The organism is Shewanella sp. BJSY2023SW007 (assembly GCF_047314525.1).
In the GTDB taxonomy this organism is placed as follows: domain Bacteria; phylum Pseudomonadota; class Gammaproteobacteria; order Enterobacterales; family Shewanellaceae; genus Shewanella; species Shewanella chilikensis.
In genome coordinates this window covers 1-18,617 of record NZ_JBKORL010000109.1, presented here as the reverse complement: position 1 = coordinate 18,617, position 18,617 = coordinate 1, and the positions used below count along the sequence as shown (strand labels likewise).

General features: G+C 51.9%; 18 protein-coding genes. 8 read left to right on the top strand and 10 right to left on the bottom strand.

Going from position 1 to position 18,617, the window contains the following annotated elements:
• Window positions 1–16: 16 nt before the first annotated feature.
• A protein-coding gene (locus ACMHXE_RS19535) for an IS630 family transposase (RefSeq protein ID WP_413733133.1) occupies window positions 17–1,043 on the bottom strand; the annotation gives its coding sequence in 2 pieces (ribosomal slippage) (window positions 17–593 and window positions 592–1,043; 1,029 coding nt in all).
• Window positions 1,044–1,271: 228 nt separating this feature from the next.
• Between ACMHXE_RS19535 and ACMHXE_RS19530 the strand changes: the two genes are divergently transcribed.
• Together ACMHXE_RS19530 and ACMHXE_RS19525 are read left to right on the top strand one after the other, a co-directional pair.
• The gene (locus tag ACMHXE_RS19530; RefSeq protein ID WP_101057222.1) at window positions 1,272–1,526 is read left to right on the top strand and encodes a YkgJ family cysteine cluster protein; all 255 of its coding nucleotides are present in this window, start codon (window positions 1,272–1,274) and stop codon (window positions 1,524–1,526) included.
• Window positions 1,527–1,535: 9 nt separating this feature from the next.
• Window positions 1,536–1,988 (top strand): Rrf2 family transcriptional regulator, encoded by a 453-nt coding sequence (locus ACMHXE_RS19525; RefSeq protein ID WP_101057193.1) that lies wholly within the window; start codon window positions 1,536–1,538, stop codon window positions 1,986–1,988.
• On the opposite strand, the gene ACMHXE_RS19520 is transcribed toward ACMHXE_RS19525, so the two are convergent.
• Genes ACMHXE_RS19520 through gpmM form a run of 4 tightly spaced genes read right to left on the bottom strand, consistent with a single transcriptional unit; the run spans window position 1,989 to window position 6,679 of the window.
• Complete coding sequence (locus ACMHXE_RS19520; RefSeq protein ID WP_101057195.1) at window positions 1,989–2,738, bottom strand: divergent polysaccharide deacetylase family protein; 750 nt, start codon at window positions 2,736–2,738, stop codon at window positions 1,989–1,991.
• Window positions 2,739–2,752: 14 nt separating this feature from the next.
• A complete protein-coding gene (locus tag ACMHXE_RS19515) occupies window positions 2,753–3,958 on the bottom strand; it encodes a S41 family peptidase (RefSeq protein ID WP_101057197.1) in 1,206 nt (401 codons plus the stop codon).
• A gap of 32 nt (window positions 3,959–3,990) precedes the next feature.
• Window positions 3,991–5,127: a murein hydrolase activator EnvC family protein gene (locus ACMHXE_RS19510; protein ID WP_101057199.1), complete on the bottom strand. Its 1,137-nt coding sequence runs from the start codon at window positions 5,125–5,127 to the stop codon at window positions 3,991–3,993.
• Between the two features lie 10 nt (window positions 5,128–5,137).
• Window positions 5,138–6,679 (bottom strand): 2,3-bisphosphoglycerate-independent phosphoglycerate mutase, encoded by a 1,542-nt coding sequence (gene gpmM / locus ACMHXE_RS19505; RefSeq protein ID WP_101057201.1) that lies wholly within the window; start codon window positions 6,677–6,679, stop codon window positions 5,138–5,140.
• 227 nt (window positions 6,680–6,906) lie between these two features.
• Here gpmM and ACMHXE_RS19500 point away from each other — a divergent pair, with 227 nt between their 5' ends.
• The 4 genes from ACMHXE_RS19500 to ACMHXE_RS19485 all read left to right on the top strand — a co-directional run bounded on the left by ACMHXE_RS19500 (window position 6,907) and on the right by ACMHXE_RS19485 (window position 10,325).
• Complete coding sequence (locus tag ACMHXE_RS19500) at window positions 6,907–7,341, top strand: rhodanese-like domain-containing protein (protein WP_101057203.1); 435 nt, start codon at window positions 6,907–6,909, stop codon at window positions 7,339–7,341.
• 205 nt (window positions 7,342–7,546) lie between these two features.
• Entirely contained in the window at window positions 7,547–8,032 is a 486-nt protein-coding gene (secB, locus tag ACMHXE_RS19495) for a protein-export chaperone SecB (protein WP_025010842.1), read from the top strand.
• A 7-nt stretch (window positions 8,033–8,039) separates the two neighbouring features.
• Window positions 8,040–9,056 (top strand): NAD(P)H-dependent glycerol-3-phosphate dehydrogenase, encoded by a 1,017-nt coding sequence (gene gpsA / locus ACMHXE_RS19490; protein ID WP_101057205.1) that lies wholly within the window; start codon window positions 8,040–8,042, stop codon window positions 9,054–9,056.
• Between the two features lie 78 nt (window positions 9,057–9,134).
• A complete protein-coding gene (locus ACMHXE_RS19485; protein ID WP_101057206.1) occupies window positions 9,135–10,325 on the top strand; it encodes an NAD(P)/FAD-dependent oxidoreductase in 1,191 nt (396 codons plus the stop codon).
• Between the two features lie 827 nt (window positions 10,326–11,152).
• Here the strand turns inward: ACMHXE_RS19485 and ACMHXE_RS19480 are convergent.
• Window positions 11,153–11,911, bottom strand: coding sequence for a class I SAM-dependent methyltransferase (locus tag ACMHXE_RS19480; protein ID WP_101057224.1), 759 nt, complete (start codon window positions 11,909–11,911; stop codon window positions 11,153–11,155).
• A 131-nt stretch (window positions 11,912–12,042) separates the two neighbouring features.
• On the opposite strand from ACMHXE_RS19480, the gene ACMHXE_RS19475 reads away from it, so the two are divergent.
• Window positions 12,043–12,900 (top strand): 23S rRNA (adenine(2030)-N(6))-methyltransferase RlmJ, encoded by an 858-nt coding sequence (locus tag ACMHXE_RS19475; protein WP_045283956.1) that lies wholly within the window; start codon window positions 12,043–12,045, stop codon window positions 12,898–12,900.
• Window positions 12,901–13,064: 164 nt separating this feature from the next.
• Here the strand turns inward: ACMHXE_RS19475 and ACMHXE_RS19470 are convergent, their stop codons facing one another.
• The 4 genes from ACMHXE_RS19470 to ACMHXE_RS19455 all read right to left on the bottom strand — a co-directional run bounded on the left by ACMHXE_RS19470 (window position 13,065) and on the right by ACMHXE_RS19455 (window position 15,995).
• On the bottom strand, window positions 13,065–13,496 hold the full coding sequence (locus ACMHXE_RS19470; RefSeq protein WP_101057208.1) for a hypothetical protein: 432 nt from the start codon (window positions 13,494–13,496) through the stop codon (window positions 13,065–13,067).
• A 25-nt stretch (window positions 13,497–13,521) separates the two neighbouring features.
• Window positions 13,522–14,190, bottom strand: a complete 669-nt coding sequence (locus tag ACMHXE_RS19465) for a lytic transglycosylase domain-containing protein (protein WP_229839817.1) — start codon at window positions 14,188–14,190, stop codon at window positions 13,522–13,524.
• Between the two features lie 179 nt (window positions 14,191–14,369).
• Window positions 14,370–15,404: a DUF3137 domain-containing protein gene (locus ACMHXE_RS19460; RefSeq protein ID WP_101057210.1), complete on the bottom strand. Its 1,035-nt coding sequence runs from the start codon at window positions 15,402–15,404 to the stop codon at window positions 14,370–14,372.
• Window positions 15,405–15,425: 21 nt separating this feature from the next.
• Window positions 15,426–15,995 (bottom strand): LemA family protein, encoded by a 570-nt coding sequence (locus tag ACMHXE_RS19455; protein ID WP_025010793.1) that lies wholly within the window; start codon window positions 15,993–15,995, stop codon window positions 15,426–15,428.
• Between the two features lie 629 nt (window positions 15,996–16,624).
• On the opposite strand from ACMHXE_RS19455, the gene ACMHXE_RS19450 reads away from it, so the two are divergent.
• Window positions 16,625–18,223: an AbgT family transporter gene (locus ACMHXE_RS19450; RefSeq protein WP_101057212.1), complete on the top strand. Its 1,599-nt coding sequence runs from the start codon at window positions 16,625–16,627 to the stop codon at window positions 18,221–18,223.
• Window positions 18,224–18,617: the final 394 nt, after the last annotated feature.

Here is an 18,617-nt window from a genome sequence, read left to right as displayed (position 1 = left end):
ATACCAATTACGTTAATTAACTGACCATTCTTACCCACTGCCTAGAGCATAATTGAATCACCCTCAGCGGCTCTCCAATAAACTTGTTCCATGCGATGGAGCATTGCTCAACAATATCGTCGTAGCCACTAAAGCAGCGATTTGCCAACACATGTTGACGAAGCCATTGCCAGACTTGCTCTACTGGATTGAGTTCAGGTGAATATGGGGGAAGTTTGAGAATACTGAGGTTATCAAAATCATCGGCCAAATCTTGTTGATGCCAGCCCGCGCCGTCCATGATGACCAGAGCATGGCGTCCTGATCCCGTTGCGGCCGAAATCAACTTTAAGTGCTCATGCATATAATCGCTGTTGGCAAAGGGGGCGATTATAGCTTGCGTGGCGCCTGTTGCCGGACAGACTGCACCAAATAAATACGCTGATTCAAACTGTTGCTGCTTTACCACTCGTGGCCTAGTCCCTTTCTCAGCCCAAATACGGGTAGTGGTGTTTTGTTGACCAAATCTGGCTTCATCTTGAAACCAAACATCGATGCGATCGAGTGCGACGTGTCCCGGGGTGTTAAGGATCATTGCCATTGGGAAGTTTTTTAAAAGCCTCTTGCACGGCTTCAGATTGTTTCGGGTGACGTGATCTCGTAGTGATCCAGGAAAAGCCTAATTGATGTAGTAAACGGTAGATATTCGTTTGCTTGAAAGTCACGCCAAATTCAGACTGAATAAAGTGGCCGACGTCCTTGGCCATTAATCTGCCGCCTTGCTCAGATAGACTTTTGAGTAGTACGAATTCTTTCAGGGTTGCTAGCTGAAGAGAGGACAATTTAGCGGGACGTCCCGGATTTGGTTTGTCATCCAGGCCGGATAGTCCCAAGGAGAGATAAGTGGCGACCCACTTATTCACACTGGTTCTGCTGACCTTCAACATACTGGCGATAGAGGTACGGGAATGACCTTCGATAAAGTGAAGCAGGGCGAGATAGCGAATGCGTTTACGTGCGCTTTTCTCGGATTTTGCTAATGAAGCGATGTCGGGATGATTCATGATCTGGCAGCTGAAAAAGTGTTGGCTAATTAGATCACATAATTAAAGAGATTGGTATTATCCTTGTAGGTCTGGAGTATCCCGGTTCTTGAGGTTGACGACAGAGAATATATAAGTGCTATCGTTATATTCGCTTTGGCTGTAGGATTCGTTTGAGTCTGTGACTTGAGTACTTACCCGAAAATTTTTTGTCGTTATAATAGTCATATTCTATTACAGGTGATGATTGTGGATTGTCGTATCGGTTGCGGTGCCTGTTGTATAGCACCCTCCATCAGCAGTGCCATTCCTGGGATGCCGGGAGGTAAACCCGCTGGGGTTCGTTGTGTGCAACTTGATGACAACAATCTATGTCGCCTCTTTGGTTCCCCTAAACGTCCTGATGTGTGTAGTGATTTCTCTGCATCGGTGGATGTATGTGGTAACAGCAACGAAGAGGCGCTCTGGCTGATAGGCTCTTTAGAGGTGGAAACCTCTTTCTGAAGGTGAAAGATGCAGTTAACGCGTTATACAGATTTTGGAATAAGAACTCTTATGTATCTGGCGATTCAACCGGAGCGAGAGACTTTGTTTCGAATCGCAGAGATCACAGAGGTTTTTGATCTTTCACCTAATCATGTCTCCAAGATAGTACATCACCTGGGTAAGCTGGGTTATTTGCAAACAATACGCGGCAAGAGCGGTGGTTTTCGTTTGGGGATGGCTCCGGAGAAGATCAATGTCGGCGAATTGGTGCGGGCACTGGAAAATTCACTGGCGCCAATTGATTGCAGCAAGCCTTATTGTCGACTGACCCCGGCTTGTCAGTTGAAAGGGGTCTTGGCCCAAGCTGTGGATGCTTATCTGGCTGTGCTCGATCGTTATACCCTGGCAGACATTGTCAGCAACCAACAGGAGTTGCGAGCCTTGCTGCCGGATCTGGAGATCCCTGTACTGCAACTCTAGTTAGAGTTTTTCACCGCTGGTATTCTGCTTCTGGGCCAATGAGATTGGTAGTAAGTTGGAAGCTGGCACCAGAGTGACCCCTATCTTTGCCAGTTCTGGCAGTTTCTTCTTGAGGAACTGCATACTCTCTGGGTAAGGGTGAGCTATCATCAAGGCTTCACCTTCGCTTTGGGCCTTGGCTATTGCCAAGTCCAATTGTCTTTCGAAAGCCTGCTCGGTTAGCTGATTATCCAGAAACACCTGACGTCTTAGCAACGGAACACCCAAGGCATCGGCCTTCTCGCCAGCTTTAGTGTAACGGGTAGTAACGCTGTCGATAAAGAAGTGCTCTTCCTGTTGCAGTACTTCCATTAACCAGCCCATAGGTTGTTCGAGTTGAGTCAACAAACTCCCCATATGGTTGTTACTTCCCCTGGCAAAGGGCACGCTCTGCAGGGCTTGTTTGAGAGTTGCTTTAAACTCGGTTTCTGACATCTGGTTGTTGAGTCCACCTGGTCCCATGGCCTTGCCGTTAAGTGCCTGCATAGGGAGGTGTACCATAATTTCATGGCCCTTGTTGTGAGCCTGGCGAGCCAGTTGTTGCCCGAGAGGGGTATGTGGCAATACAGACAAGGTCACGGCTGAAGGTAAGGATAGGGCGGCTTCATCTGTATGGCGGTAGCCAATATCATCGATGACGATTGCCAGTTTTGCTCCCCATGCAGGAGAGCAACTTACGACCAGCAGTAGTAGGTAGAAACAATAGCGCACGTTTGATATTAATTTTATTTATTTGATTGTATCCATGCCACTGCCGAGTTTATGGCTCTATCGCTGGCGGTATCTGCATGGGGAGATATGAGGTCGATTATAGGCACAGTTTTGTTATCGGAAACAGTATTGGGTGCGATTTTTATATCGGGTTCCACTCCTTTGGCGTTAATATCCTGGCCCTTGGGGGTGGTATATCGGGCTATGGTCAGCTTGATGGTATTACCATCGATAAGTGTTGGGATCAGGCTTTGTACTGTGCCTTTACCGAAGCTGGTTTCACCTATCACCTTGGCACGGTTGTTCTCCTGCAGCGCCGCCGCCAGTACTTCAGATGCTGAAGCTGAACCACGATTGATCAGCACCAATATGGGCACGCCGGCCAGCATGGTTTGCGAAGATGCATAGTAATCCGAATTGGCATCGAAGAAGCGTCCTTCGGTGGCGACGATGCGACCCTTATCCAGAAACAGATCGGCAATTCGAATCGCTTGATCCAGCAAGCCGCCAGGATTGTTGCGCAAATCCAGAATCAAACCATTCATTGGCTGCTGTTGCCATTCGCTCAATAGTCGCACTATGTCGCGGGTAGAGTCCTCCTGAAAACTTGCCAGGCGAATATAACCAATGTCGTTGGTTAGCATTTTCCCAAGTACAGAGTGGACGCTGATAGTGGCTGGTTTAAGACTGACTTCAAAGCTGACATCTGAGTGAGCATGATGTAGCTGCAGCGATAACTCGCTATTGCTGTTGCTGAATTGCTTTATTTGGCTAAGTACCTCTTCCATGGACTGCTTGGCAATACTCTTACCGTTGACAGCGGTAACAATATCGCCGGCCATGATCCCGGCTTGTTCGGCTGGAGAACCGGGAAAAGGCGCGATAATTCTGAGCTTTTCCCCTTCCGTGGACACTTCAAAGCCGTAGCCGAAGTATTCCCCACGGTTGCTGTCTCTGAGGCTGTTCATCTGCTCAGGTTTCAGAAAACTGGAATAAGGGTCGAGTCGTTGAAATATGCCTTCAATAGCGGCGTCGACAAGCTCCCTGCGGCTGATGTCCCTGACGTAGTAGGTTTCCACTGTATCCATCACATCCAGCAGTAATGAAAGCTCGTGGGTGTGACTGGGTTTGGGGAAGTTTTCATGGCTAGCCAGGCTGAGAGAGACTCCCATGATGATACCAAGGCCGATATACAGCAGGTTACGAATAGAGTTGCCCATGTTGCCCCCTTTGAAGTGCCGGGGGCTGTTGACTAACGCCGACAGTAATTTGTCGGGTCGACAGCTTGCCCCTTATGCCTTATTTCAAAGTATAGGCCAGGCTCGGTTTGTCCTCCGGAACGTCCTACCAGTGCCACGGCTTCGCCAGCCTTGACTGTATCGCCTGCGTCTTTCAGCAACGCCTGTGCGTGGCCATAGAGGCTCATATAACCTTTGCCGTGATCGACAACTAACACCATACCAAAACCGCGCAGCCAGTCGGCATAGATCACCTTGCCGGCGGCTACAGCACTGACAGACTGGCCCTCCGGAGCTGACAGCATGACACCTTTCCAGCGCACACTGCCGGAACGCTGACTGCCAAAGCTGTTTTTGATCCTGCCCTTAGTGGGCCAGTTAAGGGCACCACGGGACTTGGCCAATCCATCCATGCTGGGGCTATCGCGCATGGCGGCCAGGGCTTGCTCGACAACCCGTTTCAGAGAGGCCTCTTCTATCTGTAGTTGTTCCAGCTCCGAGGCTTTACTGCTGATGGTGCGTTGCAGTTCCTTCAGTGTTTGCTGTCGTTGATCCTGTTCTTGATTGAGGCGCTTGGATTGAGCCTTCTGATCCAATACCAGCTGGTTGAGTCGATTGCGTTCCTGCTGCTCACTTTGCTGCACTGCCGACAATTCCTGGCGGGTCTGTTTCAGTTGTTCTATGGCCTGCATTCTGGCCTTGTTGAGGTATTCATAGTAGGCCAGCATTCGCTCTATGGTGGCCGGGTCCTGCTGGTTGAGCAGCATCTTGCTGTAGTCATGATTCCCGGCGAGATAGGCGCTGGTCAGTTGCTTGGCCAGGGTTTGCTGCTGGCTTTCTTTGAGTTTGTCCAGCTGTGCGGCTCTTTGTTTCAGCTCAGCAAGGCGTTTTTCGGTATTGCTGAGGGCATTTTCCGTTTGGTTGACCTTACGGGCAGCATTGGCGATAGCCTGCTCGTCTTTTTTCAGCAGTTGCAGTAGTTTTTCCCGCTGCTTGCCTGTGTCTCTCAGGGCATTTTGCTGCGCGGTGATCTGGGATTGCAGTGCCTTTAACTCGGACTGACGCCGCTCCAGATCAGATGCCTGCAGCTGAGAGGAAAACACGAGAAAGCCAGCAAGTATGCTGGCTTTGGCTAAAATACGCTTCTGCACCGGGTCAGTGTTACTCTTTTGTATGGATTAACGGACGCCCTGTCATTTCGTCAGGAATGCTCTGTCCCATCAACGTTAGCATAGTGGGGGCGATATCACTCAGGCGGCCACCTTCATCGATAGTGGCCTCGCGACCGACATAGATAAAGGGCACCAGCTCACTGGTGTGAGCGGTATGAGCCTGACCTGTGGTTTCATCCACCATCTGCTCGGCGTTGCCGTGGTCGGCAGTGATAATGCACTCACCATCTACCTTGGCCAGAGCGTCCACTACTCGGCCTATACAGGTATCCACGGCTTCGCAAGCCTTGACCGCAGCATCAAACTTGCCGGTATGGCCTACCATGTCACCGTTGGGGTAGTTACAGATAATGACATCATATTGAGTTGATTCAATAGCTTCAACCAACTTATCTGTCAGCTCTGTCGAACTCATCTCAGGTTGCAAGTCATAGGTAGCGACTTTGGGCGAGTTGATCAGAATACGGTCTTCACCCACGAATGGCTGCTCTTTGCCGCCGTTGAAGAAGAAGGTTACGTGGGCATATTTCTCGGTTTCAGAAATACGCAGCTGGGTCAGACCGCGATTTTGCAGTACTTCGCCCAGAGTGTTGACCAGGTCTTCCGATGGGAAGGCTACCGGAGCCTTGATATCGGCGGCATACTCTGTGAGCATGACAAAGTTGACCTTGGGCGTTACTGCGCGTTCAAAACCATTGAAGTCCGGATTGACGAAGGCGCGGGTGATCTGTCTGGCGCGGTCGGCACGGAAGTTCATGAAAATCAGCGCATCGCCATCGTTCAGTGTTGTGGCCTTACCCTGATCTAGAATCGCAGTTGCGGCAACAAACTCATCGTTTTCATCTCGGTCATAGGCAGCTTCCAACGCGGCCACGGCGGAGTCGGCGCTGTATTTCCCCTGACCTTGAGTGATCAGATCGTAGGCTTGGGAGACTCGGTCCCAACGGTTGTCCCTGTCCATGGCGTAGTAGCGGCCAACGATGGAGGCTATGCGGCCTCGGCCTAATTCGGCAAACAGCTTGTCGAAGCGTTCCAGGCTGGCTTTGGCACTGCGTGGCGGTGTATCACGCCCATCAAGGAAGGCGTGCAGGTAAACCTGCTTGGCACCCCGCTTGACGGCCATGCGGCACATGGCTTCAAGATGATCTTCATGGCTGTGAACACCGCCGGGTGACAGCAGTCCCATGATGTGTACTGCGCCGTTTGCTTTGATGGCGGCGTCGACTGCCTCGATAAGTGCTTGGGTTTGCTCAAATTCGCCATCTTCAATGGCCTTGCTGATGCGGGTCAGTTCCTGATAAACGATACGGCCGGAACCAATATTGATATGGCCCACTTCAGAGTTGCCCATCTGCCCGTCGGGTAAACCAACATCTTTACCTGAGCCGGAAATCAAACTGTGGGCGTATTCGGCGTTGAGTCTGTCGAGAACTGGAGTATTGGCATGATGGACGGCATTCATATGCGTCCCTTCACGATAACCCCAGCCGTCCAGAATTAGCAGTGCCAAAGGACGTTTGCTTGTCTTCATGTTAATACCTGTAAAGTTGAAAGAATCGGTCAAATCTGAAATTGGTTAAATATTACTACGTCTGCCCTGAGGGCAAAAGCCATTTACCCGATTGCGACAATAGGAAGGGCCGCGATTTAACGCCGATTCAAGGGGCAAAACTGCAGCGAAACAGCTGCAATCTGCCTGGCCTCTGGGTATACTCTGCGCTTGTCCTAAATGGCCCAATAGATAACAGGCAGTAAAAAATGCAGGAATATATAGAGTTTCTTAAAGCCCACCCCATGCTGAGCCTGGCCTGGGTGGGTTTGTTTATCGCCGTGATTGTAACCCTGTTCAAATCCGGTTTTTCCAAGGTTAAAAGCGTCGATCATCAGCAAGCGATTTTCTTGATGAATAAGGAAGATGCCAAGGTGGTCGATGTGCGAGCCAAGGACGATTTTCGCAAGGGACACATTCTCAATGCCTTGAATGTGCCTATGGCCGATATCAAAAATAATCAGACCACGAACCTTGAAAAGTACAAAACCACACCCATTATACTGGTATGCAACGCTGGCATGACCTCATCTCAAGCGGCTCAGATATTGGTTAAGCAAGGCTTTGAAAAAGTCTTTAACCTCAAAGGTGGTATGGGTGATTGGCAGGCAGCAAATATGCCTGTATCCAAAAGCAAAAGATAATGAGTGTCGGCGGTTGTCATTGCATTTGGCGCCGCTCTGTTAGTAGAGTGGCCATACTGAAGTGGCAACCGGCATCCTGAGTTCTGTTCCGGCGCTGAACAGATGAATAGCAGGGATGATGACTGGGAGTCGCAATTGACCCGAGTAACATACACCCTAAACACCGGCTCATTGCAAGCCGAGACTAAATGGATAGGTAGGAATTATGGCTGAAGTAGCAAACAACGAACAACAAGCCCCACAGTTCAACATTCAACGCGTGTATATCAAGGACGTTTCTTTCGAAACCCCTAACAGCCCAGCGGTATTCCAGAAAGAGTGGAATCCTGAAGTTAAGCTGGATCTGGATACTCGTAGCGCCAAGCTGGCCGACGACGTTTTTGAAGTAGTACTGTCACTGACTGTGACTGCTAAAAATGGTGAAGAAACTGCTTTCCTGTGTGAAGTACAACAAGCCGGTATCTTCTCTATCTCTGGTCTGAGCGATCCTCAACTGGCTCATTCTCTGGGGGCTTACTGCCCTAACATTCTGTTCCCTTATGCCCGTGAAACTGTGGCAAGCCTGGTATCCCGTGGTACTTTCCCACAGCTGAACCTGGCACCTGTGAACTTCGACGCCCTGTTCGCTCAATATGTGCAGCAGCGTCAAGCCGCCGCCGAGCAAGCTCCGGCCGAAGAAGCGAACGCGTAATCAGCCGATGAAAGATACTGCCGAAATAACGGTATTGGGGGCGGGCTCTTATGGCACCGCCCTTGCCATTTCTTTGGCCAGCAATGGACACAGCACCCTGTTGTGGGGGCATGAGCCCGAGCATGTGGCCAAACTCGCTGCCGAGCGCAGTAACCAAGCCTTTCTTCCCGGAATTGCCTTTCCCGAGTCCTTGGTAATGGAAGCCGACTTGGCTAAAGCATTGGCGGCGTCGCGAAACATTCTGGTGGTGGTGCCAAGTCATGTTTTCGCCGAAGTGCTGGCTCAGGCCAAGCCTCTGCTGCGTGATGATGCCCGCATTATATGGGCCACCAAGGGGCTGGAGCCGGAAAGCGGTCGCCTGTTGCAGGATGTTGCCCGCGATGTGTTGGGGGAGAAATATCCGCTGGCGGTATTGTCCGGACCGACTTTTGCCAAAGAGCTGGCGGCAGGTTTACCAACCGCTATCTCTGTGGCCGGTACCGATGCCGAGTTTACCGAGGATCTGGTGGAATTGTTGCACAGCCCCAAACGTCTGAGGGTCTATGCCAATGACGACTTTATCGGCCTGCAACTCGGTGGCGCGGTCAAGAATGTCATCGCCATCGGCGCCGGTATGTCCGACGGTATAGGCTTTGGTGCCAACGCCCGTACAGCCCTGATCACCCGTGGTCTGGTGGAGTTGAGCCGTCTGGGGGAGGCCTTGGGTGCTCATGCTTCTACCTTTATGGGAATGGCGGGTCTTGGGGACCTGGTGCTGACCTGTACCGATAACCAATCGCGCAATCGTCGCTTTGGTTTGGCATTGGGTAAGGGGTGTGATGTCGATACTGCCCAGGCCGAAATCGGTCAGGTGGTTGAAGGTTACCGCAACACCAAAGAGGTCTACACCCTGGCCAAGCGCTTGGGGGTAGAGATGCCGATCACCGAGCAGATCTATCAGGTGCTGTATCAGGGTAAATCGCCTCTGGATGCTGCCAAAGAACTGCTGGCCAGAGAGAAGAAGTCGGAAACCTCGGCAGACTGAGCCATCTCCAATCCCGGAAAAGGATGCTAGAATAGCGTCCTTTTTTATTGCCCCTTGTTGGGCCCGAGAGTGAGCGTTATGTCAGTTAAACAGCATCAGGTGATCATTATCGGCGCTGGCGCCGCAGGGTTAATGTGTGCCCTCACTGCCGGGTATCGGGGCCGGGATGTCCTCTTGCTGGATAACGCCAAACAACTGGGGCGCAAAATTCTGATCAGTGGCGGTGGTCGCTGTAACTTCACCAATCAGAACATTGAACCGGGCGCCTACCTCTGCAGTAACCCACACTTCGTTAAGTCGGCGCTGGCTCGTTTCAGCCAGTGGGACTTCATCGCCATGGTCGAGCGGCACGGCATCGATTATCACGAGAAGACCCTGGGACAGCTGTTTTGTGATGGCTCGGCCAAAGATATCGTCGATATGCTGACCACTGAGTGCGATTGGGCCGGGGTCAAAATTCAGCTGCGTACCGAAATTCTGTCTGTGGCAGCCACAGATGACGGTTACAGCCTGCAAACCAGTGAAGGAGAATATCGCTGTGAATCTCTGGTGATAGCCACTGGTGGCTTGTCCATGCCCAAGCTCGGGGCTACACCGTTTGGATTCCGCATTGCCGAGCAGTTTGCCATCAAGGTGCTGCCTACCACAGCTGGGTTGGTTCCTTTTACTCTGCAACCTGAAGACAAGGCCAGATTTGAAGGCTTGTCTGGCATCAGCTTGCCGGTTATCGCCCAAGCCGAGTGCGGCAGGCAGTTTAGAGAGGCCATGTTATTTACCCACAGAGGTTTGTCCGGGCCGGCTGTGCTGCAGATCTCCTCCTACTGGCAGCCAGGCCAGAGTGTGCGGTTTGATTTACTGCCGGACCTGGATTTTGTCGACTGGTGCAAAACAATTACTGCTGAATCACCAAAATTGTCGCTTAAAAATGGATTATCTCGGCTGTTACCTAAGCGCTTGGTTGAGAGGCTGCTCGAGCTGGGCGAATTACCCAACAAGAACCTCAACCAACTGTCCAAGGCCGATGTGGCTGCGCTGGACAGCTATTTCCACTGCTGGCAGATCCAACCCGGCGGCACCGAGGGTTATCGCACCGCCGAGGTGACTCTGGGCGGAGTGGATACCGATGAGTTATCCTCCAAGACCATGGAGGCCAAGCGTCATCCCGGACTCTATTTTATCGGTGAAGTGGTGGATGTTAGTGGCTGGCTTGGCGGCTATAACTTCCAGTGGGCCTGGAGTTCCGGCTACGCCGCCGGTGAAGTGGTGTAATTGTGTTTAGGAACAATAAAGTTTGTACATAGCTAAACGGGAATTGAGGACCCGACTCTTTGGGCTCAGGTGGACTTTACAACCTTAGATCACATAGCTTGCTTTGTTGATCTGTCTTGGTTTAAATCCGATCATGCTGCCTGGGCCTGGTACATCGGAGAACCGCTCTTATCATTCGGGCAACTGACACCTGCCGAGGTTGTCAGGCTCTTTCAGGAGTCGGGCATCGTATCGCTAAACGATTGGGTCACCGAGCGTGAACTTGGTGGCTTCCAATAGTGTAGTCCTTTACTGACTTGCTCAGTAATTTTATTGTTATGGACACAGTTGAGTATTCGGGTGTTGTGTTGCGGATGTACAATCCTGCCTTTGGTTAGGGCCTCTTAGCATGGAAAGGGCAAAGATCACCGGGGCAGCTTCAATCCCAAAGGTTGTTCCGCCTTTTATTTAGGATTATTAGTAGCTGGTTATTAAGCAGAGGCCACCAGTGGTGCCACCTATGCGTTTCTCACGCCGCAACTATTCTGCGCCTATCAAATTGCAATCGAAGGCACTCTGGCTCTGAGAGGTCAATATCAGCATGTATTTGATAGCGAGATTAATCAGCATCAAATCAATGACATTTTAGTTGATAGTTGTGTCTCGCCCGGATAGAGTCATCTCGTACTATTTCGGATGCCGGAAGGCAGTGTTTGACTGTTTAATCCCATAACGGATTGGCACAGATTCATAGTGAACACCTGACACTGTTTATTCGATGGCCCCTATATCAACTTATGAGTTCAGCGACACCAAAATGGCTGCAGACTCAAGCGGGCGGTTTGGTCTCAGTTCATCGCCGCTTTGACATAGACATCGAAGCGGTTTTTCTTGGTGGCGATAACAGTGCTGGGTTTAACTCCGGCCAGGTCTTCGGCGTAGTCCGGCCGTTTGACCACTACCCGCTTGCTCGCCAGTGCCAGCGCCGGAGCCAGCAAGCCGTCGGCATCGGTATCGGCACCGACCAGGGTCTGAAATACCCGCATCTCTTTTTTTACCAATGCCGACTTGTCTCTGTGGGGATACATGGGGTCCAGATAGACCACATCCGGTTGCGGACTTATCTGGCTCAACGCTTCCAGACTTGAGTCGTGCAGCAGCGTCATTCTTTGCTGCATCCAGGGGCCGATTTCGCTGTTCTGATAACCGCGGCTAAGACCGTCTTCCAGCAGAGCCGCCACCAAGGGGTTACGTTCAATCAGCGTCATTTGGCAGCCAAGGCTCGCCAGCACAAAGGCATCACGGCCTAGACCGGCCGTGGCATCTACCACAGAGGGGCAGGCGCCTTGCTTGAGACCGACCGCCTTGGCTATGGCCTGGCCGCGGCCGCCGCCGAACTTACGTCTGTGGGCCACGGCGCCGCCGACAAAATCGACACAGATACCGCCAAGCTTGGGTTCGTCACGCTTGAACAGGGTCAGCATCTCCTGCTCAAACCCCAAGGCAAACACAGAGTCTTCTGAATGCTTCAGGCCCCAGCGCTCGGCAATGGCGCACAGACGCGGCTCCCGGGTATCAAAATAAATGCTATGGCTTGGCTGCTTCACTGTGTTTGAGTCCTTGGCTGAATTGGCGCCATTATGCCAAATGCCAACCTGACTGAATACGTTCAGCTGCAACTCGCAGGCAGAGCAGCTATAATGCCGCGGTCATTTACCCGTCAGTCATTGGGGAACCCATGCTCAGCTATCGTCACGGTTTTCATGCCGGCAACTATGCCGATGTGCTCAAACATTCCATCTTGTTGCAGGCGCTGAGCTTGTTGCAGAAGAAAGATAAACCTTTGGTTTATATCGATACCCATGCCGGTGCCGGTGGCTATGCGCTGGAAGATGATTTTGCCCAAAAGACAGGGGAATATCTGGAAGGTATAGGCAAGCTCTGGCAGGAAACGAGTGTGCCGCAGGCGATGACAGCCTATCTGGAGGCGGTACGCCATTTCAATGAAGGCAACGAGGAGCAGGCCACTGATGAGCTGGCCTGGTATCCCGGATCTCCGGCGATAGTGGATATGCACCTTAGAGAGCAGGACAGAATGCTGCTGCACGAGCTGCACAATACCGATGTTGAATTGCTGCAGGAGTATTTTGAAGGTGCCCGTCAGGTGAAGCTGGTTCACGGCGACGGTCTGCAGGGCCTGTTGGCCGCGGTGCCGCCACTGGAGCGTCGGGCACTGGTGCTGGTGGATCCCAGCTATGAGCTCAAGAGTGACTATCAGGATGTGGCCGATACCCTGATCAAGGCCCATCGCAAGTTTGCCACCGGAGTGTATCTGCTCTGGTATCCGGTCGTTAACCGAGCCCAGACTGAAGCCATGCTGACGAAGCTGAAAGACAGCGGTATTCGGCGCCAGTTACGGATAGAGCAGAGTATCAAGCCTGACTCGGATGAATTCGGTATGACGGCGGCGGGTCTGTGGGTCATCAACCCGCCATGGCAGTTGGATACCCAGGCCGAAGAGCTGCTGGCCTGGCTTCACCCCAGGCTCAATCAGGGGGGCGGCAGCGTCACTGTCACCTGGGAAGTGGGCGAGTAAGCTAAGTTCCATCATAAAAAACTGTTGGCCGGGTCACTGGGTATTAATTGGGTACTAAGTCGGATACCAAGTTGTGTACTAACGGCCCGGCCTGTTAACCGTGGCCTTTACGGCGTCTAAGCGACTGTGTGATAGCGACTGTGGTGATAAGCGGCTGTGGTGAATTATTCCGACAGTGCTTTCAGCTCGGCCAGCGTCGCCTCATCTATGAGCCCTAGCGCCAGCGCCTGCTGCGGATTGGTCTCTATCAAATAGGCGCTGATACTCATCATATTGCGCAGTGCCATGCCGTTGGGGCCATCGTAAGCCGACTGCTCGTTCCACTGGTCCTGAGCCCAGGCAGCCCAAGTGGCCTTGAGGCTGTAGCCCGCCTCACAGAAGATGGTACGGGTCAGTTGGCTGCCCTGATCCAGCATCTCCTCGTCGTTCATGCTGTTGTCTAGCTCGCCCTTGTGGCTTTGCATGACTTGCTTTACTGCCGCTATTGCTTCGGCGGTTGTGGGAACCGGCCCAAGTTGGCTGTCATCACAGGCTATTATGGTGGAAAAGGGCATCAGCAGGCAGGCGCAAAGGCCGAGGGAGTTGAGGTTAAACATCTTCACTTCTTTGTTTTTTCGCCTCTCAGGCACGGCTCAAATTGCGGTAGCGCTCCAGTAAAATCTTCACCCGTTTCACATAGGCGCGAGTTTCCGGGTAGGGTGGCACGCCGCGATATTGGCTCACTGTGGTCGGTCCTGCATTGTAGGCAGCCAGCGCCTGGGTCATGTCGCCATCGAAACGGGCCAGCATCTGCGCCAGATAGCGACTACCGGCGTCGATATTCTGTGATACCACAAAGGCATTGCTGACACCGAGCTCTTTGGCGGTATCCGGCATCAACTGCATCAGCCCCATGGCGCCGGTACGGGACAAGGCCTTGGCGTTGAAGGCCGACTCGGCGTGGATCACCGCCCGGATCAGCGCAGGATCCAGATTGTAGGTTTGGGCGGCGAGGGTGATTTCGGCGGCATAGTCACTGCCAAACAGGGGGATTGCTTGCCAGTTCACCTTGGAGTCAGGTCGGCAGGCGAAGCAATCATAGAGAATGATCTGATATTCCTGACTGCCGGGGGGCTTGTCACTGAACGCCATCACGCCGTTGGCCTGGCGGTACTGATAGATTTTTCGCTTCGGCAGACTGCTGTCACTGATGCCGTGTTCGGAGTAACGCGCCACTATACGGGGTTTGGTCGAAGGCTCTTTAGCTATAGCTGAAGGGTTTTCACTCATGACGAAGGGCTTTTTACCCATAATAGCTGAAGGCTTTTTTCCTACGGCTGAATGCTCTTTATCCATAGCTGAGGGCTCTTCACCCATGGTGGCCTTTTCCGAAGGCATAGGTATCTCGGTGCCGGCAAGCGCAGCAAAGGGCAGCGCCGAGCTCAGCAGCCAGAGTAGCAAAGAGATGAGTCCTTGGCCGGAAGTGTGCTTCACGCCTGATAACCCGTCCGTGTTTCCAGTTTCAATATGTCAATGATAGCAAAGAGTTGCTGCATTTCACTGTGGATCTGGCTGAACTCCTTTTCGAAGGTGGCTCCCTCAAAGATGGATGCGGTCTCGAATCTATCCTTGTTACTGGGAAACAGGATCAACAGCTGCCTGCCGTGGAAGGCGCAGCGCAGATCCCGGCCGAACTTCTTGCTCAAATCCAGCAAACGCTCCATAAACAAGGGGTTCATCAACACCCGGCCATTGATCTGATTGTCGGCAAAGACATCGAACTCTTTCTCGAACACAGGATCTTCCAGCTTCATCTGCTTCAGCCCCGAATAGCTGGAAGAGAGTTTCCCCAGCAGGCCGCGGTCGCGGATCAATACCGCATGACAGCCGAAGTTTTGTGGCACGGTAAAGGTCATGGCCAGTCCCTTGAATACCTCGCTGGTACGCTTCTTATTCTTGCTATCCCGATATTCTGACTTCAGCACTAATTCACTGATCCCCAGTTCGACCTGTTTATAGCTACCGGTAATAAAATCGCTGGAATGCGCTATGTCATGCTTGGGCAAAATGCCGGCATCGCGAAAAGGGCGCAGTGGCAAACCATCGTTGGGACTAAAGGTAAAGTCGTCGCCGAAATAGCGGAAGATCAGCGGGAACAGATTTTTTTTGACTTGCTTTTGAAACGCCTTGATGGGTTTCTGACACCAGAAAAACATCAGCAAAACTGGGGTAAGGGCGAGGGCAAACGAAGCTTCCGGGCCAAGGGAACTGTAGTACATAAGGTCATACCAATAGTGCCAAACCAGTAGCAGAGTCACCACAAGTGTCAGTACAAATAGGGCTACCCGGGTTCGGCACTGCTTGAGGCTCTTGATCCTCAGTCTTTCATATTGACTGGCCTTGGGCTGTATATGCTGGCGATAGTATTGCTGCAGCTTGGGCAGGTCTTCGCTGGGGGCCTGTAAGCCTTTTCCCGGGCGTACCGGGGAAATCTTGGCCCCCATCAGGAAGGTGATAATATTCACGGGTCAATCTTTTACTCTGTCTCAGTTCAAATAGTCGCCGGCATTGACCGGACTTTTGGCGCTTTCATCCGCCTCATAGAAGGGCAGAGCCTGTACCTTGGCCATGGAAGCTATGATTGAACCCGGGAAAATTTCCACCGCATTGTTGAGTTCAGTGACCGCCGAGTTGTAGAAGCGCCGCGCCGCAGAGATATGGGCCTCCACTTCGTTATAGGTCTGCATCGCCTGCAACATGGTGTTGTCTGACTTGAGTTCAGGGTAGTTTTCTACCGACACCATCAACTGGCCGACACGGCTGTTGAGCTGGTTGGCCAAATCCAGATGTTGTTTTACCGCATCTGTGTCGGCCGGATTGTAGCTTTGGGTCAGTTGAGTGCGTAATTCGGTGATCTCGGTCAGCAGCTGTTTTTCATGGTCCATGAAGCGCTTGGCTATGGTGAGAATATTGGGCAGCAGATTGGCCCTTTTCTTGAGCTGGACATCTATGCCGGAGAGGGCTTCACGGGCCGTGTTGCGTTTTTTTATCAGGCTGACATACCAGAGATAAATCAGTATCACGGCGATCGCCAGTATCAACAAAAATCCATCCATATTTGCTAAAGTTCCCTGCAGTTTTTTCTGAACTGCGCCAGCTAATCATAAAATGGCCGCAAATGCATCTTTGTTGTGATTTTGAACCTGTGCTGACCCCTTGACGGCGAGTCTTGCCAAGTCAATGAAAACCATCACTTATATGCCTTTAAAGGTGGATTTAAGTAAAAGCCTTTGAATTGGAGGTTTTTACTGTATGTTTTTAGCGCGTAAAAACGTTATCACAATGATTTTTATTGAGTATTTATCTGTTTTTGAGTGGTAAAAAAGCAGCAGTTTTTGACTCATGTTGAGCGAATTCTGTTAAGGATGGCAGGAAAATTGTTTGGCATCGGTCAAAGCGAACAATCGGATTCATCCTATTTACAAATAGCTTTTATTGTGTTCAGGCCGGGTTCAGACAGCGTGTTGTAAATTGTAACGACACAACGTTGGGGCAAAGCGATTAGTTCAGCGAATTTGCCTTTATGGACCCGCCCTGGGTCCTTTTTTTTTACCTCAATTTCCCAGCAATTCTTTCAGGTTAAGTTTCAGTTAAAAGTGTCGCGGCAAAATGGCGGGCCGCTTGTCGTAGATGTTACGGCCATGAAAATAGAACCGGCAGCCGAGCCGGCAGACAGGGAAATCAGATGCAGTCCAATCATTCTCAGCAACCGCTCGAAACCGCCAAGAGTGGCTGGTTTATCCGCTTCCTTAATGTGGTGGAGCGCCTGGGCAACCTTTTGCCCCATCCCATCACGCTATTTGCGCTGTTTTGTGCAGCCGTCATCCTGATCTCCGGCGTTGCCGGTTATTTTGAAGTCACAGTAGTGGATCCTCGCCCCGAAGGCGCCAGTGGCCGTAGTGCCGATGGCCTGATCCATGTGGTCAGCCTGATGAATGCTGAAGGTCTGCGGATGATAGTCTCCAACCTGGTAACCAACTTTACCGGTTTTACGCCGCTGGGCACTGTACTGGTGGCTTTGCTCGGGGTGGGGATTGCCGAACGCTCAGGACTCTTGTCGGCCGGCATGCGGGCGCTGGTAATGGGAGCCTCCAAGCGTCTGGTTACCCTGACCATAGTCTTTGCCGGAATCGTTTCCAATACTGCCGCCGAACTGGGTTATGTAGTGCTGATCCCCATGGCGGCGATGATTTTCCACTCCCTTGGCAGGCATCCCTTGGCGGGTTTGGCGGCGGCCTTTGCCGGGGTATCCGGTGGCTACAGTGCCAACCTCCTGCTGGGAACCGTGGATCCCCTGTTATCCGGGATCACCGAAGCGGCGGCGCAGATGATAGACCCGGACTACACTGTGGGCCCCGAGGTCAACTGGTACTTCATGTTTGTCTCCACCTTTTTGATCTCATTCCTCGGTGCCTTGGTGACGGAGAAAATCGTTGAACCCAAACTGGGTCGCTATGATGTCTCTGAAGCCAGTGTCGATTTGGAAGATCAGCGGATGGAAACTGTCACCGAACAGGAGAAAAAAGGGCTGAAAATGGCCGGTTTGGCGGCGCTGCTGCTCGGCGCCGTGTTGGCCTTGACCGTGGTACCCGAGTGGGGCCCACTGCGTCACCCCGAGACGGGAGAAGTGGCCGGCTCGCCGTTTCTCAAGGGAATCGTGGTGTTTATCTTTGTCTGCTTTGCCATTCCCGGCCTGGTATACGGCAAGGTGGTGGGCACCATGAAAAAAGATACCGATGTGATCAACGCCATGTCCCACAGTATGAGCACCATGGGCATGTATATCGTATTGGTGTTTTTCGCTTCGCAGTTTGTGGCCTTCTTCAAGTGGACCAATCTGGGCGCCGTGCTGGCGGTGACCGGCGCCGATGCCCTCAGCGCCCTGGGGCTGACCGGGCCGATAGTTTTCCTGCTGTTTATCATGATGTGTGGCTTTATCAACTTGATGCTCGGCAGTGCCTCGGCCCAGTGGGCAGTGACGGCGCCGATATTTGTGCCCATGTTGATGTTGGTGGGTTATGCGCCGGAAACCATTCAGGCGGCCTATCGAATAGGTGACTCTGTGACTAACCTTATCACGCCCATGATGAGTTACTTTGGCCTGATCCTGGCGGTCGCCGCGCGCTACAAGAAGGACCTGGGGATAGGTACTCTGGTGGCTACCATGTTGCCATACACGCTGGTGTTTTTCGTCGGTTGGACCCTGTTCTTCTTCCTCTGGGTATTCGGCCTGGGGCTGCCGGTTGGCCCAGGTGCGGCTACCTACTATTCACCGGCGGGCTGATAGTCTGTAACAGTGAATGACTGAGGATTTTAGTGGGAAGGGGCTTAGGTTATATACAGTAACTAAAAGTGTGTATAACGTTTACTAAGGCAGAGAAATCTGCCTTTTTATCACCAAATAATCAAAACGGATAACTCTCAACTTTTCAAGAAGCTGTATCAGACCTGGTCGGAACTAATTCAGCATAACCAGATCAAGTCTGAACTAGTACACTTAAAGACTTCTGGCATGCTCTTATCAAGTTTCATTCCACTCGCTAGTCCTTCACTCCGACCATGCCGTTTTCTCTAACCCGCACGCCTTTGAGCAGCCCTACTATCATCTCGGTGGCATTCAAGGGCGCCATCGCCGGAAAATCTTCTATCTCTATCTTGCCGCTGATCTCCATATGGGC

Excerpts from the sequence above, each read along its gene's own strand:
- secB (WP_025010842.1), top strand. The coding sequence starts at position 7,547 with ATGGCTGAAGTAGCAAACAACGAACAACAAGCCCCACAGTTCAACATT.
- ACMHXE_RS19475 (WP_045283956.1), top strand. The coding sequence starts at position 12,043 with ATGCTCAGCTATCGTCACGGTTTTCATGCCGGCAACTATGCCGATGTG.
- ACMHXE_RS19515 (WP_101057197.1), bottom strand. The coding sequence starts at position 3,958 with ATGGGCAACTCTATTCGTAACCTGCTGTATATCGGCCTTGGTATCATC.
- ACMHXE_RS19465 (WP_229839817.1), bottom strand. The coding sequence starts at position 14,190 with ATGGGTAAAAAGCCCTTCGTCATGAGTGAAAACCCTTCAGCTATAGCT.
- ACMHXE_RS19455 (WP_025010793.1), bottom strand. The coding sequence starts at position 15,995 with ATGGATGGATTTTTGTTGATACTGGCGATCGCCGTGATACTGATTTAT.
- ACMHXE_RS19470 (WP_101057208.1), bottom strand. The coding sequence starts at position 13,496 with ATGTTTAACCTCAACTCCCTCGGCCTTTGCGCCTGCCTGCTGATGCCC.
- ACMHXE_RS19485 (WP_101057206.1), top strand. The coding sequence starts at position 9,135 with ATGTCAGTTAAACAGCATCAGGTGATCATTATCGGCGCTGGCGCCGCA.
- gpmM (WP_101057201.1), bottom strand. The coding sequence starts at position 6,679 with ATGAAGACAAGCAAACGTCCTTTGGCACTGCTAATTCTGGACGGCTGG.
- ACMHXE_RS19450 (WP_101057212.1), top strand. The coding sequence starts at position 16,625 with ATGCAGTCCAATCATTCTCAGCAACCGCTCGAAACCGCCAAGAGTGGC.
- gpsA (WP_101057205.1), top strand. The coding sequence starts at position 8,040 with ATGAAAGATACTGCCGAAATAACGGTATTGGGGGCGGGCTCTTATGGC.
- ACMHXE_RS19525 (WP_101057193.1), top strand. The coding sequence starts at position 1,536 with ATGCAGTTAACGCGTTATACAGATTTTGGAATAAGAACTCTTATGTAT.
- ACMHXE_RS19500 (WP_101057203.1), top strand. The coding sequence starts at position 6,907 with ATGCAGGAATATATAGAGTTTCTTAAAGCCCACCCCATGCTGAGCCTG.